Origin of the sequence: Streptomyces coeruleorubidus, from assembly GCF_008705135.1 — a bacterium.
Classification (GTDB): domain Bacteria; phylum Actinomycetota; class Actinomycetes; order Streptomycetales; family Streptomycetaceae; genus Streptomyces; species Streptomyces coeruleofuscus.
On the sequence record NZ_CP023694.1, the window covers coordinates 8,853,372 to 8,866,384 of the forward strand.

Sequence of the window (13,013 nt, forward strand, 5' to 3'; positions counted from 1 at the left end):
CCCCCACACCGGGCGGTCGACTCACGGCACGGCGCCCCGGGGCACCGCACCGACCTTCGCCCATCGTATGTTCGATCGCCGGGGGGCGCTCCGATACGGAGATCAGCTCCGGCGGGCCCCCAGCACGCAGAACTCGTTGCCCTCCGGGTCGGCCAGCGTCACCCACGGCTGCTCGCCCTGCCCCACGTCGGCGTGGAGCGCGCCGAGCGCCAGCAGCCGGGCCACTTCGGCCTCTTGGTCGTCGGGCCGGAAATCGAGGTGGAGGCGGTTCTTGACGGTCTTGCTCTCCGGCACGGTCGTGAAGAGCAGCCCCGGCAGCCGGTCCGGGGCGGGCCGGATCTCGAACTCGTCGGGTGCGTCGTTCACCACCGTCCAGCCCAGCGCCTCGGCCCACCAGCGGCCCAGCGCCACGGGATCGGCCGAGTCCACCATTACCTGCTCCCACTCCAGAGACATGCGGGAAGAATAGTGAAAACTGATCATCGTCGCAGTGGCTTTTGCATGCAGTGGCATTCACACAAGGAGGCAGCCGGATGACACGCCCGATCACCGCAGGGGTCGACGGAACGCAGGAGAGCCTCGCGGCCCTCGCCTGGGCGGCCCGCGAGGCGGTGCGGCGCGACCGGCCGCTGCGCGTGGTGCACGCCTGGCGGTTCCAGCCGCAGGAGGCGCTCGAAGCCGGGATCGCCGGGGACGCGGACAGCCAGGCGGAGTGGGTGCACAGCGCTGTGACCGAGGCGGTCGGGACCATCACCGAACGGCACCCTGACCTAAAGGTGACCACCGACGTCGTGGAGGGCCCGGTCGTCGACACCCTGGTCGCCGCGGCTGCCGGCGCCGAGCTGCTGGTGCTCGGCTCGCGCGGCCACGGGCCGATCGTCGGTTTCCTGCTCGGCTCGGTCGGCCAGCAGGTCATCGCCGAGGCCACCCGGCCCGTCGTGCTCGTCCGGGCCGGTGACCAGCCCTCCGTCGAGGCCGCCGGACGGGAGATCGTCGTGGGCCAGCAGGGCGACCCGGAGGACAGCGCCGACGCGCTGCGGTTCGCGTTCGAGACGGCTGCCGCGCGCGGGGCGACGGTGCGGGTCGTACGGGCCTGGACCCTGCCGCCGGTGTTCGCCTACAGCCCCGGCTCGCTGAAGCTCCTCGACGAGGCCGGGGGGCTGGAGCCCTACGAGAAGAAGGCCCTGGCCGCCGCGGTCCTGCCGTGGCGGGAGCGTTTCCCCGACGTGCCGGTGGAGGAGCACGTCGAAATGGGCAGCGCCGGGCAGGTGCTGCTGTCGGTGGCCGGGACGGCCCAGGTGATGATCGTGGGACGGCGGGCCCACCGTACGGCCGTCGGTGCCCGGATCGGCTCGGTGGCGCACGGCGTGCTGCACCACGCGGACTGCCCGGTGGCCGTGGTCCCGCACGCCTGACGGTGGCTGTGGCTCAGTCCGCCGTCGGCTGGAGCGTCTTGCGGGCCTTGGGGAGGATGTTCTGGATGTAGTCCTCGACCGCCGTTTCGATGCCGATGTCGTGCTGGGCCCGCTCGGACATGTACCAGCGGTGTTCGAGGAGCTGGTGGTAGATCTCCGCCGGGTCCATGGAACCGCGCAGTTCGGGCGGCACCGCCCGCACGGTCGGCCGGAACACCTCCCGCACCCAGCGGTGGGCCAGCACCTCCGGGCGGGCGCCGAGGGGGTCGCCCGGGGCGTAGTCGTCCTGGGTCGCCATCCAGCTCTCCAGGTCGTTGAGCAGCCGCCGGGCCTGGTTCTCCTCGGTGTCCAGCCCGGTCAGGCGCAGCAGCTGGCGCTGGTGGTGGCCCGCGTCGACGACCTTGGGCACGAAGGTGACCGTGTCGCCGTTCGAGGCGTGCTCGATCTGCATCTCGGCGACGTCGAACCCGAGTTCGTTCAGGCGGCGGATCCGGCGCTCGATGTAGTGGTACTTCCCGGCCGGGTAGACGGACGTGCGGGTGAGTTCGTCCCACAGGCCGCGGTAGCGGGCGCAGATCTCCATCCCGAACTCGATCGGGTCCACGGACGGGTGCAGCGCCCCGGACGCCTCCAGGTCCAGCAGCTCCCCGCTGATGTTCACGCGGGCGAGGTCCAGGTCGTACTCACGCTGCCCGGAGCTGAGCTGCGGATGCAGGTCACCGGTCTCGGCGTCCACCAGATACGCGGCGTAGGCGCCCGCGTCGCGCCGGAAGAGCGTGTTGGACAGCGAGCAGTCGCCCCAGGCGAACCCGGCCAGGTGCAGCCGCACCAGCAGCACGGCGAGCGCGTCCATCAGCCGGTGCATGGTGGCGGGGCGCATGGTCGTCTCGAACATCGAGCGGTACGGCATCGAGCCGCCCAGGTGCCGGGTGATCAGCACGCTCTCCAGCGGGGCGCCGTCGGCGCCGGTACGGCCGGTGACCACGGCCAGCGGGTCCACCGCCGGGATGCCGATCCGGTCCAGGTCGCGCAGCAGCCCGTACTCGCGCTGCGCGGGCCGCTCGGCCAGTTCCTTGACGGCGATCACCTCGTCGCCGGCCCGGGAGTAACGCACCACGTGCCGGGAGATGCCGCGGGGCAGCGGCACGAGGTACTCCTCCGGCCACTCCTCCAGGGGCAGGTCCCACGGCAGCTCCAGCAGAAGCGCGGGATGCTCCGGGTTGGTCGCGCTGATCTGAAGTGCCATGAGCCGGGTGTCCTTGTCTCGCCGCTGATCGTCACCTCAGATTAGAGGGCGCGCTCCCGGGCCCGGTGTGCGGCGTCCTTCAACGAGCCGCGGTGGACGGGACCGTGCCCGGGCAGCAGCAGCTCGCCCTCCAGTTCCGCGAGGACGTCCAGGGACGCCACGGCACGCGGGCGCTCGTGGTGGAACATGTCCGGCAGCAGCTGCGGCCCCTCGACCGGCGAGGTGGGGTGCCCGCTGACCAGGGCGTCGCCGGAGACGAGCACACCGGTGCCCGGCAGGTGGTAGGCGCAGTGCCCGTCGGTGTGGCCCGGCGTGTGCACCGGCACGGGCCGCCCGGGCAGGTCCAGGGGCCCCGCCGGGAAGGGCTCGGGGGCCGTGACCGGGTTGTGCGTCGTGCCGCCGGAGCGCAGCGCGTGTACGGCCCATGGCAGCACACCCGGCCGCCAGCCGTTTTTCAGTACCGTCCCGATAGACACCTGGTGCAGGAACTCCCGGCGCGCGTGCGGTGCTTCGGCCGCGTGCAGGTACACGGGCGTGCCGTACGTCGCGCGCAGGTACTCGGCGGAACCCAGGTGGTCGTTGTGCGCGTGCGTGATCAGCACCGCCGCGACCGCCTCCGGGGAGCTTCCCACCTCCGCGAGCGAGGCGAGGAGACGCTCCCGGTCGCCGGGGTAGCCGGTGTCGACGAGCGTGACGGCGTCCCCCTCCGCGAGGATCACCCAGTTGGTGTCGGAGCCGTGCACCAGGTAGGTGCCGTCCGCGACTTGGTGTACGTCTGCCCGCATGATCGCCCCGCGTTGGTGTGGTCCCAGCCCGACGAGAGAAGGAAAGCAGACGCCACGGCAGGCGGAACGGCCAGGTCCTCAACGGACCGGCGGGGCGTGGCCGTTCGGGCTCAGTGCACGCCGTGCGGGCGGAACTGGATGCTGATCCGCGGCTCCGTCGCGCGGGTGCTCTTGGGGACGGAGTGCTCCCAGGTGCGCTGGCAGGAGCCGCCCATCACGATCAGGTCGCCGTGGCCCAGTGGCCGGCGCACGGTGTCGCGACCGCCCCGCATCGGACGCAGCAGCAGGTCACGGGGCGCTCCCACCGACAGGATGGCGACCATCGTGTCCTCGCGCGCACCCCGCCCGATCCGGTCGCCGTGCCAGGCCACGCTGTCCCGGCCGTCGCGGTAGTAGCACAGCCCGGCCGTGGTGAACGGCTCGCCCAGTTCCTCGCCGTAGTGGGCGCTCAGCGCGTCGCGCGCCTCGGTCAGGACCGGGTGCGGCAGCGGGTCCTCGGCGCCGTAGAAGGCGAGCAGCCGGGGGACGTCGACGACGTGGTCGTACATCGTGCGCCGCTCCGCCCGCCACGGCACCTCGGCTGCCAGCTGTTCGAACAGCGCGTCGGAACCGCTGAGCCACCCGGGCAGGACGTCGAGCCAGGCGCCGAAACCGAGGTCGGTACGGCTGATCCCGTCGAGAGGCGCGAGCCGCAGCTCGTCCGTCTGGTCGAAGAGGGAGCCCTGGAGGTGCATGGCCCCAGCGTACCCCGTAATCGAAAACTTGTTCCATGGGAATTCCGAGCCTTTCGATACATCGGTGTATCGAATACAGTGACGTATCGAAAGGAGGCCGGGCATGGCCGTGGAGCGAACGACCGGGCGTGTGACCAGGCGCCGTGTCCGCACCCGGGCCAACCTCCTGGACGCGGCGTTCTCCGTGTTCGCGGCCAAGGGCTTCGGGCACGTCTCGATCGAGGAGGTCTGCGAGGCCGCCGGCTACAGCAGGGGCGCCTTCTACTCCAACTTCTCCAGCCTCGACGAGCTGTTCTTCGCCCTCTACCGCGAGCGGGCCGACCTGATCGCGGAGCAGGTGTCCGGGGCCCTCGCCCTCGACGGGCCCGGCCTCGACGTGCCGGCCGCCGTGGACCGCGTCACCGACGTGCTGCTCCTCGACCGGGACTGGCTCCTGGTGAAGACGGACTTCCTGGTGCACGCCGCCCGCGACCCGGAGGTGGCCCGGAGCCTGCTGGAGCACCGGGCGCGGCTGCGGCAGGCGATCGCAGACCGGCTCGCCCGCGCCCGCGGCCACACCGCACTGCCCGCCGTCCTGGGCGACACCGACGGCGCCGCCCACGCCGTGGTCGCGGCCTACGACGGCGTCACCACGCAACTGCTGCTGGACCGGGACGTCGAACACGCCCGCGCCTGGCTGAAGCAACTGCTCACGGCCCTGCTGACCGACGGCAGCGGCACCCCCGACCACAGGCAGAACTGAAGAAGGGAACGTCGCCATGGACGCCGACGTCATCGTCGTCGGAGCGGGCCTCGCAGGCCTGGTCGCGGCACACGAACTGACCAGCAGGGGCAGGAGGGTCGCCCTCGTCGACCAGGAGAACGCCGCCAACCTCGGGGGACAGGCCTTCTGGTCCTTCGGCGGGCTGTTCCTCGTCGACTCGCCGGAGCAGCGGCGGCTGGGCATCAAGGACTCCTTCGACCTCGCCTGGAGCGACTGGCGGGGCAGCGCGGGCTTCGACCGGCTGGACGACGAGGACACCTGGGCCGTGCGCTGGGCGCGCGCCTACGTCGAGTTCGCCGCGGGGGAGAAGCGGTCCTGGCTGAACGGGCACGGCATCACGTTCCTGCCCACCGTCGGCTGGGCCGAGCGCGGCGACCTCACGGCGCACGGGCACGGCAACACGGTGCCCCGCTTCCACATCGCCTGGGGCACCGGCACCGGTGTGGTGGAACCCTTCGTCCGCTACGCCAAGCAGGCCGCGCGCGACGGACTGCTCACCTTCCACCACCGCCACCGCGTCGACGAACTGGTCATGCAGGACGGCAGCGCCCGGAGCGTGCGCGGCACGGTCCTGGCCGAGGACTCCTCACCCCGGGGCGTCGCCTCGAGCCGCGACGCCGTCGGCGAGTTCGAACTCACCGCCCAGGCCGTCGTCGTCACCAGCGGCGGCATCGGCGCCAACCACGACATCATCCGCCGCTACTGGCCCGAGCGCCTCGGCACCCCGCCGCGGGAGATGGTCACCGGCGTACCGGCCCACGTCGACGGACGGATGCTCGACATCAGCGCCGAGGCCGGCGTACGGCTGGTCAACCGCGACCGCATGTGGCACTACACCGAGGGCCTGCAGAACTGGGACCCGATCTGGCCCGGCCACGGCATCCGCATCCTGCCCGGCCCTTCCTCGATGTGGTTCGACGCCCTCGGCCGCCGCCTGCCCGGGCCCTACCTGCCCGGCTACGACACCCTCGGCACCCTGAAGCACCTGCGGACCACCGAGGACATCGCCGGGTACGACCACTCCTGGTTCATCCTCACGCAGAAGATCATCGAGAAGGAGTTCGCCCTGTCGGGCTCCGAGCAGAACCCCGACATCACCGCCAAGGACCGCGCCGGGTTCCTGAAGGAACGCATCCTCGGCAAGGGCGCGCCCGGGCCGGTCGACGCGTTCCTGCGCAAGGGCGCCGACTTCGTGACCGCCCCCAGCGTCGAACAGCTCGTCGAGAAGATGAACGAGCTCACCGACAAGCCGCTCCTCGACGCGGCCGGGATCAAGCGCCAGATCGAGGCCCGCGACCTCCAGATCGCCAACCCCTACGCCAAGGACGCCCAGGTGCAGGGCATCCGCAACGCCCGCCGCTACATCGGCGACCGCCTCGGCCGGGTCGCCACCCCGCACCGCATCCTCGATCCGGCGGCCGGCCCCCTGATCGGCGTCAAGCTGCACATCCTCACCCGCAAGACGCTCGGCGGCATCCAGACGGACCTCGACTCCCGCGCGCTCGGAGCCGACGGCAAGCCGGTGGAGGGGCTGTACGCGGCCGGCGAGGTCGCCGGATTCGGCGGCGGCGGTGTCCACGGCTACAACGCGCTGGAGGGCACCTTCCTCGGCGGCTGCCTCTTCTCGGGGCGGGCGGCGGGGCGGGCGGCGGCGAAGCAGACCGCCTGACCGTGCCCGGACGGCCCGCCTCCTCAGCTCCGCACGAGGCGGGCCAGCACCGTGGCGTGGCTCTCTTCCGGCGTCTTCGACGCGGTCAGCAGCGTCACATCCCCCTTGCGGGCCAGGTCGCGGACGTGGTCGAGGAGCTCGGCCGCCTCGTCGGCGGCCAGCTCCGCCTCGTACCGCCCGGCGAACTCCTCGTACGAGCCCTCGCCGGCGTGGTACCAGCGGCGCAGCTCCGTCGACGGGGTGATCGCCTTCGGCCACTCGTCCACCCGCGCCGCGTCCTTCGCCAGCCCCCGCGGCCACAGCCGGTCGACCAGGACACGCACCCCGTCCTCCGGCTCGGGAGGATCATAGACGCGGCGTACGCGGACGCTCATGCTCGGCCCCTTCTGCTGCTGCGGCGGACGGATGTGCCGCGAGCGTAACCCCGGCCGGGCGCCGGCACCCGTCCGCGCCGAAGGACCGATTCCGCTCGCGCCGAGCGGGTACTCCGTCCGCCTGACGGCGTCGAGGGAGGAGGACACGACATGAGTGGATCGGACGACCTGCCGGTCGTGCGCACACTCGCCGAGCTCACCGAGCTGGTCGAAGAGCATCAGGGCCTGTACGTCCGCTGGTCGCGCGGCCCCGCGACCGATCTCCGCGACGTGTCCAGCACCGACGATCTGACGGGCGTGCCCATGCCGGGCCTGTCCGCCAATCCGCTCGACGTCGAGGACTGGTGGGAGGACCGGCCCGTCCGGGTGTGGGTGGCGCGTCGCCTGCACGACTACGCCCATCTGCCGCACGAGAAGGGTCCCGGTGTGCGGGCCTGGGTGCTCGCGGGCCAGGAGACCTCCCGCGGGCCGGACAACGAACCGCTGGTCACCGACGCCCGGCCGATGTGCTGGATCGACCAGCAGGTGATCGACGAGGCGAAGGCGGAGGTGTCCCGGCAGGAGAACCCCTGGGGGCCGCTGCGCCGCAGCTGAGGCCCCCAGGGGGAGTAGGGGGCGCCGACCGGAGTGGCGCCCCGGGCCAAAGTGGCGTCAGCCGGAGCGCCGCCGGGCCGCCGCCCGCCGCTTCAGCGCGCGCCGTTCCGTCTCGCTGGTTCCGCCCCACACGCCGATGGACTGCCCCGTGTCCAGCGCCCACTGCAGGCACGGCTCCTGGACGGGGCAGCGCCGGCACACCGCCTTGGCCTGCTCCGTCTGCATCAGGGCCGGGCCGGAGGTGCCGATCGGGAAGAAGAGCTCGGGGTCCTCGTGCCGGCAGGCAGCGTGGTCTCGCCAGTTGTCCATCGAAGTCACCTGCGATCGCAGTAGAAACGTGCCCGTTCGGATGATTGCTCCTTTTCGGGTCACCTGTCGACGCGTGGTGAAACAGCGCCGCCCGGACACGCTCACTCCTCGCGCATGCCCCAGGGTGAGCCGTAGGCGGTCAGCAGGTCCAGGAACGGGCGGGCCGGGAAGGCCTCCGGGCCGAGCACACCGGCGCCGGACCAGGCGCCCGTGGCGAGGAGTTCGAGTGCCACGACGGGGTTGACGGCGGTCTGCCACACCACGGCCTGAGAGCCGTACTCCGCCATGGACCACTGGTTGTCGACCACGTGGTAGAGGTACACCTCGCGCGGCTTGCCGTCCCGCACGCCCCGCACCCACGTGCCCGCGCACGTCTTCCCGTGCATGCGTTCGCCGAGCGTCGCCGGGTCGGGCAGGCACGCGGCGACCACGTCCCGGGGCGAGACCGCCACCGAACTGTCCGGACCCGGCACGGCCACCGGATCGGTGCGGTCCAGGCCCAGCAGGTGCAGCGTCTTCAGCGTCTCGACGAACTCGCCGCCCAGGCCGTATTTGAAGGTGACGCGGCGCGCGTCGACCCAGCGCGGGACGAGCAGTACCTCCTCGTGCTCGACGTTCACGCACTCGACCGGGCCGATGCCCTCGGGGAAGTCGAAGACCTCGGGCTCGCTGAAGGGTTCGGTGGTGAACCAGCCCCGGTCGGCCTCGTAGACGACCGGAGGGTTGAGGCACTCCTCGATGGTGGTCCAGATGTTGAACGAGGGCGCGAAGCGGTAGCCGTCGACCGTCAGGTTCGCGCCGTCGCGGACGCCGATCTCCTCGATCTCGTCGAAGAGTTCGTCCGCGGCGTACCGCGCGAAGACGTCCGACAGGCCCGGCTCCACGCCCATGCCGACGAGGGCCAGCACACCCTCCTTCTCCCAGTCGGCCGCCTGCGCGAACTGCTCGTCGCCGAGCTTGACCCCGCACTCCTCGTACGGCCGCTCGGCGTGCGGCCGGGACAGCGACATCGCCATGTCGACATACGTGGCGCCCGCGGCGCGGGCCGCGCGGAAGAGCGGCATCACGAACCGGGGATCGGTGGCGTTGAGCAGGAGGTCGCAGCGGTGCCGCGCCAGCAGCCCGGCCACCGCCGCCTCGTCGCCCGCGTCCACCTGTCCGGCGGTGAACCGTGCATCACCGCCGAGCGCCGCGACCGCCGCCTCGGCCCTGCCCCGGTCGTAGTCGGCCACCACCATCGCCTCGAAGAACGGCCGCCGGGCCGCGATCCGGGTGATCGCGCCGCCCACACCTCCGGCACCCACGAGCAGTACACGCATGACAGAAACTCCCTTTTGCGAAGAACGTGGCGCGCCCTCGGGGAGATACAACGCCGCCCCGTGACTTAAGGTCAATGGCGTTGGCATAAGGAGCAGCATGGAGGGAGTCCGTCGTGCCGAAGCCCGTGGTGCCGGAGGAGAAACGCCGCAGGCGCAGGCCCACCAAGAGCGGCACCGTGCTGTCCGAACAGCTGATCGTCGACACGGCGCTGCGCATGCTGCGCGAACACGGCAGCGCCGGGCTGACCGCCCGCAGGCTCGGTCTGGCCCTGGATGCCGACCCGAGCACGCTCTACCGGTATTTCCGGGGCATGGACGATCTGACGCTCGCCATCGGCGACGCGCTGATCGGGCAGGCGCTCCGCGGCTGGGTGCCGACGGGGGAGTGGCGGGCGGATCTGCGGGCCGTCGGGCTGCGCATCCACGCCGCGTACATGGAGCATCCGCAGGCGGCCGTGCTCACCGCGAGCCGCGTCTCGGGCCGGGCCCACGAACTCGCGGCCGACGAGGCCGTCCTGGACATCCTGCGCACGGCGGGCTTCCCGGTGCCGGACGCCGTGCGCGTCTACCACGCCTTCGTCGACACCACACTGGCCTTCGCCGCGCTCGACGCCGCCTCCCTGGCCCTGCCCAGCGCCGCGCTGCGGGCCGACGAGGAGATGTGGCGCTCGACGTACGCACGCCTGCCGGCCACCACCCACCCCCGCATCGCGGAGGCCGCACCCCTGCTCGCCACGCGGATGCTCACCAGCGCCTATCCGACCGCCCTGGACATGCTGCTGGACAGCGCGGGGGCCCAACTGGAGGACGTCCGGGACTAGGGGGTGTCACACCCCCTGGGCGTCACACCCCCTGGGCGTCACGCCCGCAGTGCCTCCCCGGCAGTTGCCGTCACCGTCTCGGCCACCTGCACCAGCGCGGGCGAGTCGAGCTTCCACTGCTGCCAGTACAGCGGCACGTCCACCGTCCGGCCCGGGGCGAATTCGACCAGCCGCCCGGTGCGCAGCAGCGGGTCCGCCTGGGCCTCGGGCACCAGGCCCCAGCCCAGCCCGGCGGCCACGGCCTCGACGAAACCCTCCGAGGTCGGCACGTAGTGCCGCAGCGCGCTCGCGCTGCTCCGCCCCCGGGTGAGCCGGCGCACGAAGCCGTCCTGGAAGTCGTCCCGCCGGTCGAAGGCCACCACGGGCAGGTCGGGGAGCACCTGGTCCAGCGGTCCGTCGAGGTGGCGCGCGGCGAAGTCCGGCGCGGCCACGGGGATGTAGCGCATCCGCCCCAGCGACCGGACGGAACACCCCGGCACGGGATCCGGCGAGGAGGTCACCGCCGCCATCACCACCCCCTCCCTGAGCAGCGCCGCCGTGTGATCCTCGTCTTCCCGGCGCAGCTCGAAGCAGAGCCGCAGTTCCTCCGGCACGCGCGTGAGCACCCGGAGGAACCAGGTGGCCAGCGAGTCCGCGTTCACCGCCACCGACACCCGGGTCGGCTCCCCGGTCCCGCTCAGCCCGAGCTCCGTGTACGCGTCCCGTTCCAACCGCGCCACCTGCCGGGCCAGCCGCACCAGCACCTCGCCCGACTCGGTCGGCCGCACCGGCTTGGTCCGCAGCAGCAGCACCCGTCCCGTGCGCTGCTCCAGCGCCTTCACACGCTGACTGATCGCCGACGGCGTCACATGCAGCGCGGCCGCCGCCGCGTCGAACGTCCCCTCGTCCACGACCGCGAGCAGGGTCCGTACCTGGTCCAGCGGGAGATCGGTCACCATCACGGCTGCTAATGATACGTAAGAATCTTTAGCTGGACCCGGATCGGGCCCGTCCGTAGCGTCGACGCCATGACCAGCACCTTCACGGCCGGCGCCGCCGGTTTCGGCACCGGACTGTCCCTCATCGTCGCCATCGGCGCCCAGAACGCCTTCGTCCTGCGCCAGGGCATCCGCCGCCAGGCCGTCCTCGCCGTCGTCGCCATCTGCGCCCTGTCCGACGCAGCGCTCATCGCCCTCGGCGTCGGCGGGGTCGGTGCGGTGGTGGTGACCTGGCCGGGCGCACTGAAGGCGGTCGGCTGGATCGGCGGCGCGTTCCTGCTGGGCTACGGCGCCCTGGCCGCCCGCCGGGTGTTCCGGCCCGACGGTGGCGCACTGAAGACGGAGGGGGAGGCGGCCGGATCGATGCGCCGGGCGGTGCTCACCTGCCTGGCGATGACCTGGCTCAATCCGCACGTCTACCTCGACACCGTGTTCCTGCTCGGCTCCGTCGCCGCCGACCACGGCCCGCTGCGCTGGACCTTCGGTCTCGGCGCCGTGCTGGCCAGCCTTTGCTGGTTCACCGCCCTCGGCTTCGGCGCCCGGATGCTCGGCCGCTTCCTCGCCAAGCCGTCCGCCTGGCGGATCCTGGACGGCCTGGTCGCCGCCACCATGATCGTGCTCGGTGCCGTGCTGATCGCCGGAAGCTGAGACCGGCCGCCGCGCGCTCGGCGACCGGTGCGATAGTGATCCCCGCCCAGAAAGATGTAGCGGACATCGAGGAAGCGGCGAGTGGACGCGAGCGAGAGCAAGACGGCAGAGCAGGACCCGGAGCCGCACGCGCCCCGGCGGCGCTGGGCCATGGACACCCGCCCCCTGCGCCGCCCCGCCTACCGGCGGCTGTGGGGCTCGACCATCGTCACGGCCGTCGGCAGCCAGCTCACCGCCGTCGCCGTGCCCAAGCAGATCTACGACATCACCGGCTCCTCGGCATGGGTCGGCGCCGCGAGCCTGGCCGGCCTGGTGCCGCTGATCGTGTTCGCGCTGTGGGGCGGCGCGATCGCCGACACCATGGACCGGCGCAAGCTGCTGCTGATCACCAACATCGGCATCGCCGTGACCTCGCTGCTCTTCTGGCTCCAGGCCTTCACCGGCCTGGAGTCGGTGGCCGCGCTCATGGTGCTGCTCGCCGTGCAGCAGGCCTTCTGGGGCCTGAACGCACCGGCCCGCAACGCCTCCATCGCCCGCCTGGTCCCCGAGGACGAACTGCCCGCGGCGAACGCCCTCGGCTCGACCGTGATGCAGACCGGTCAGGTGGCGGGCCCGCTGCTGGCCGGCGCCCTCATCCCCGTCATCGGGCTGCCCGAGCTGTACCTCATCGACGCGCTGGCCCTGTGCGTGACCGTGTGGGCGGTGTACCGGCTGCCGTCGCTGCCGCCCCTCGGCACGGCGGTCCGCCGCGCGGGCGTGAGGGAGATAGCCGCCGGATTCCGCTACATCTCCGGGCACACCGTGCTGCTGCTGTCCTTCCTCGCCGACATCATCGCCATGGTCCTCGGCATGCCCCGGGCCCTGTTCCCGCAGCTCGCCGCCCAGACCTACGCCCCGTACGGCGAGGGGCTGGCGCTGGGTCTGCTGTTCGCGGCGATTCCCATCGGTGCCGTGCTCGGCGGACTGTTCTCCGGCACCTTCTCCCGGGCCCGCCGGCACGGCTGGATGGTCATCGGGTCGGTGGTCGTCTGGGGCGCGGCCATCACGGGCTTCGGGCTGAGCGGCAACCTGTGGGTGGGGGTGGCGTTCCTCGCCGTGGCCGGGGTGGCCGACATGGTGTCGATGGTCTTCCGCGGGGCGATCCTGCTGTCCGCCGCGACCGACGAGATGCGCGGGCGCATGCAGGGCGTCTTCACCGTCGTCGTGGCGGGCGGCCCGCGCCTCGCCGACATGCTGCACGGCACAGCGGGCTCGGCCTTCGGCCCCCGTACCGCCGTCGCGGGCGGCGGGCTGCTCGTCGTCGCCGTGATGCTGGTCCTGGCCGCTGCCGTACCGGCGCTGCGGCGCTACCGCGTCTGA

The 13,013-nt window shown here is 72.3% G+C and carries 15 protein-coding genes; 7 read left to right on the top strand and 8 right to left on the bottom strand.

The features are described 5' to 3' along the window. Nucleotides 1-102: 102 nt before the first annotated feature. On the bottom strand, nucleotides 103-456 hold the full coding sequence (locus CP976_RS40300; protein ID WP_150484788.1) for a VOC family protein: 354 nt from the start codon (nucleotides 454-456) through the stop codon (nucleotides 103-105). Between the two features lie 77 nt (nucleotides 457-533). On the opposite strand from CP976_RS40300, the gene CP976_RS40305 reads away from it, so the two are divergent. Then, nucleotides 534-1,415 (top strand): universal stress protein, encoded by an 882-nt coding sequence (locus CP976_RS40305; protein ID WP_150484789.1) that lies wholly within the window; start codon nucleotides 534-536, stop codon nucleotides 1,413-1,415. A gap of 13 nt (nucleotides 1,416-1,428) precedes the next feature. Here CP976_RS40305 and CP976_RS40310 read toward each other — a convergent pair whose 3' ends face one another. From CP976_RS40310 to CP976_RS40320, 3 genes are all read right to left on the bottom strand, one after another. Further along, a complete protein-coding gene (locus CP976_RS40310) occupies nucleotides 1,429-2,661 on the bottom strand; it encodes a DUF4032 domain-containing protein (protein WP_150484790.1) in 1,233 nt (410 codons plus the stop codon). 41 nt (nucleotides 2,662-2,702) lie between these two features. Then, nucleotides 2,703-3,446 (bottom strand): MBL fold metallo-hydrolase, encoded by a 744-nt coding sequence (locus CP976_RS40315; RefSeq protein ID WP_150484791.1) that lies wholly within the window; start codon nucleotides 3,444-3,446, stop codon nucleotides 2,703-2,705. Between the two features lie 110 nt (nucleotides 3,447-3,556). Continuing rightward, the gene (locus CP976_RS40320; protein ID WP_150484792.1) at nucleotides 3,557-4,180 is read right to left on the bottom strand and encodes an alpha-ketoglutarate-dependent dioxygenase AlkB family protein; all 624 of its coding nucleotides are present in this window, start codon (nucleotides 4,178-4,180) and stop codon (nucleotides 3,557-3,559) included. A gap of 103 nt (nucleotides 4,181-4,283) precedes the next feature. Between CP976_RS40320 and CP976_RS40325 the strand changes: the two genes are divergently transcribed. Together CP976_RS40325 and CP976_RS40330 are read left to right on the top strand one after the other, a co-directional pair. Continuing rightward, nucleotides 4,284-4,922, top strand: a complete 639-nt coding sequence (locus CP976_RS40325) for a TetR/AcrR family transcriptional regulator (protein ID WP_150484793.1) — start codon at nucleotides 4,284-4,286, stop codon at nucleotides 4,920-4,922. A gap of 16 nt (nucleotides 4,923-4,938) precedes the next feature. Next, nucleotides 4,939-6,612 (top strand): FAD-binding dehydrogenase, encoded by a 1,674-nt coding sequence (locus CP976_RS40330; RefSeq protein WP_150484794.1) that lies wholly within the window; start codon nucleotides 4,939-4,941, stop codon nucleotides 6,610-6,612. Nucleotides 6,613-6,635: 23 nt separating this feature from the next. Here CP976_RS40330 and CP976_RS40335 read toward each other — a convergent pair whose 3' ends face one another. Next, the gene (locus tag CP976_RS40335) at nucleotides 6,636-6,986 is read right to left on the bottom strand and encodes a DUF488 domain-containing protein (RefSeq protein WP_150484795.1); all 351 of its coding nucleotides are present in this window, start codon (nucleotides 6,984-6,986) and stop codon (nucleotides 6,636-6,638) included. Nucleotides 6,987-7,136: 150 nt separating this feature from the next. On the opposite strand from CP976_RS40335, the gene CP976_RS40340 reads away from it, so the two are divergent. Further along, complete coding sequence (locus tag CP976_RS40340) at nucleotides 7,137-7,580, top strand: DUF6098 family protein (RefSeq protein ID WP_150484796.1); 444 nt, start codon at nucleotides 7,137-7,139, stop codon at nucleotides 7,578-7,580. 57 nt (nucleotides 7,581-7,637) lie between these two features. On the opposite strand, the gene CP976_RS40345 is transcribed toward CP976_RS40340, so the two are convergent. After that, on the bottom strand, nucleotides 7,638-7,889 hold the full coding sequence (locus tag CP976_RS40345; protein WP_020282223.1) for a WhiB family transcriptional regulator: 252 nt from the start codon (nucleotides 7,887-7,889) through the stop codon (nucleotides 7,638-7,640). A 101-nt stretch (nucleotides 7,890-7,990) separates the two neighbouring features. Continuing rightward, nucleotides 7,991-9,208: a saccharopine dehydrogenase family protein gene (locus CP976_RS40350; protein ID WP_150484797.1), complete on the bottom strand. Its 1,218-nt coding sequence runs from the start codon at nucleotides 9,206-9,208 to the stop codon at nucleotides 7,991-7,993. 113 nt (nucleotides 9,209-9,321) lie between these two features. Between CP976_RS40350 and CP976_RS40355 the strand changes: the two genes are divergently transcribed. After that, complete coding sequence (locus tag CP976_RS40355) at nucleotides 9,322-10,029, top strand: TetR/AcrR family transcriptional regulator (protein ID WP_150484798.1); 708 nt, start codon at nucleotides 9,322-9,324, stop codon at nucleotides 10,027-10,029. Between the two features lie 38 nt (nucleotides 10,030-10,067). Here the strand turns inward: CP976_RS40355 and CP976_RS40360 are convergent, their stop codons facing one another. Next, complete coding sequence (locus CP976_RS40360) at nucleotides 10,068-10,967, bottom strand: LysR family transcriptional regulator ArgP (RefSeq protein ID WP_150485716.1); 900 nt, start codon at nucleotides 10,965-10,967, stop codon at nucleotides 10,068-10,070. A gap of 69 nt (nucleotides 10,968-11,036) precedes the next feature. On the opposite strand from CP976_RS40360, the gene CP976_RS40365 reads away from it, so the two are divergent. Both CP976_RS40365 and CP976_RS40370 read left to right on the top strand, forming a co-directional pair. Next, the gene (locus tag CP976_RS40365; RefSeq protein ID WP_150484799.1) at nucleotides 11,037-11,654 is read left to right on the top strand and encodes a LysE/ArgO family amino acid transporter; all 618 of its coding nucleotides are present in this window, start codon (nucleotides 11,037-11,039) and stop codon (nucleotides 11,652-11,654) included. Between the two features lie 81 nt (nucleotides 11,655-11,735). Next, nucleotides 11,736-13,013: an MFS transporter gene (locus CP976_RS40370; protein ID WP_150484800.1), complete on the top strand. Its 1,278-nt coding sequence runs from the start codon at nucleotides 11,736-11,738 to the stop codon at nucleotides 13,011-13,013.

Bases quoted from the DNA above. Each gene is read 5' to 3' on its own strand.
- CP976_RS40300 (WP_150484788.1), bottom strand. From the start codon at position 456: ATGTCTCTGGAGTGGGAGCAGGTAATGGTGGACTCGGCCGATCCCGTG.
- CP976_RS40305 (WP_150484789.1), top strand. From the start codon at position 534: ATGACACGCCCGATCACCGCAGGGGTCGACGGAACGCAGGAGAGCCTC.
- CP976_RS40310 (WP_150484790.1), bottom strand. From the start codon at position 2,661: ATGGCACTTCAGATCAGCGCGACCAACCCGGAGCATCCCGCGCTTCTG.
- CP976_RS40315 (WP_150484791.1), bottom strand. From the start codon at position 3,446: ATGCGGGCAGACGTACACCAAGTCGCGGACGGCACCTACCTGGTGCAC.
- CP976_RS40320 (WP_150484792.1), bottom strand. From the start codon at position 4,180: ATGCACCTCCAGGGCTCCCTCTTCGACCAGACGGACGAGCTGCGGCTC.
- CP976_RS40325 (WP_150484793.1), top strand. From the start codon at position 4,284: ATGGCCGTGGAGCGAACGACCGGGCGTGTGACCAGGCGCCGTGTCCGC.
- CP976_RS40330 (WP_150484794.1), top strand. From the start codon at position 4,939: ATGGACGCCGACGTCATCGTCGTCGGAGCGGGCCTCGCAGGCCTGGTC.
- CP976_RS40335 (WP_150484795.1), bottom strand. From the start codon at position 6,986: ATGAGCGTCCGCGTACGCCGCGTCTATGATCCTCCCGAGCCGGAGGAC.
- CP976_RS40340 (WP_150484796.1), top strand. From the start codon at position 7,137: ATGAGTGGATCGGACGACCTGCCGGTCGTGCGCACACTCGCCGAGCTC.
- CP976_RS40345 (WP_020282223.1), bottom strand. From the start codon at position 7,889: ATGGACAACTGGCGAGACCACGCTGCCTGCCGGCACGAGGACCCCGAG.
- CP976_RS40350 (WP_150484797.1), bottom strand. From the start codon at position 9,208: ATGCGTGTACTGCTCGTGGGTGCCGGAGGTGTGGGCGGCGCGATCACC.
- CP976_RS40360 (WP_150485716.1), bottom strand. From the start codon at position 10,967: ATGGTGACCGATCTCCCGCTGGACCAGGTACGGACCCTGCTCGCGGTC.
- CP976_RS40365 (WP_150484799.1), top strand. From the start codon at position 11,037: ATGACCAGCACCTTCACGGCCGGCGCCGCCGGTTTCGGCACCGGACTG.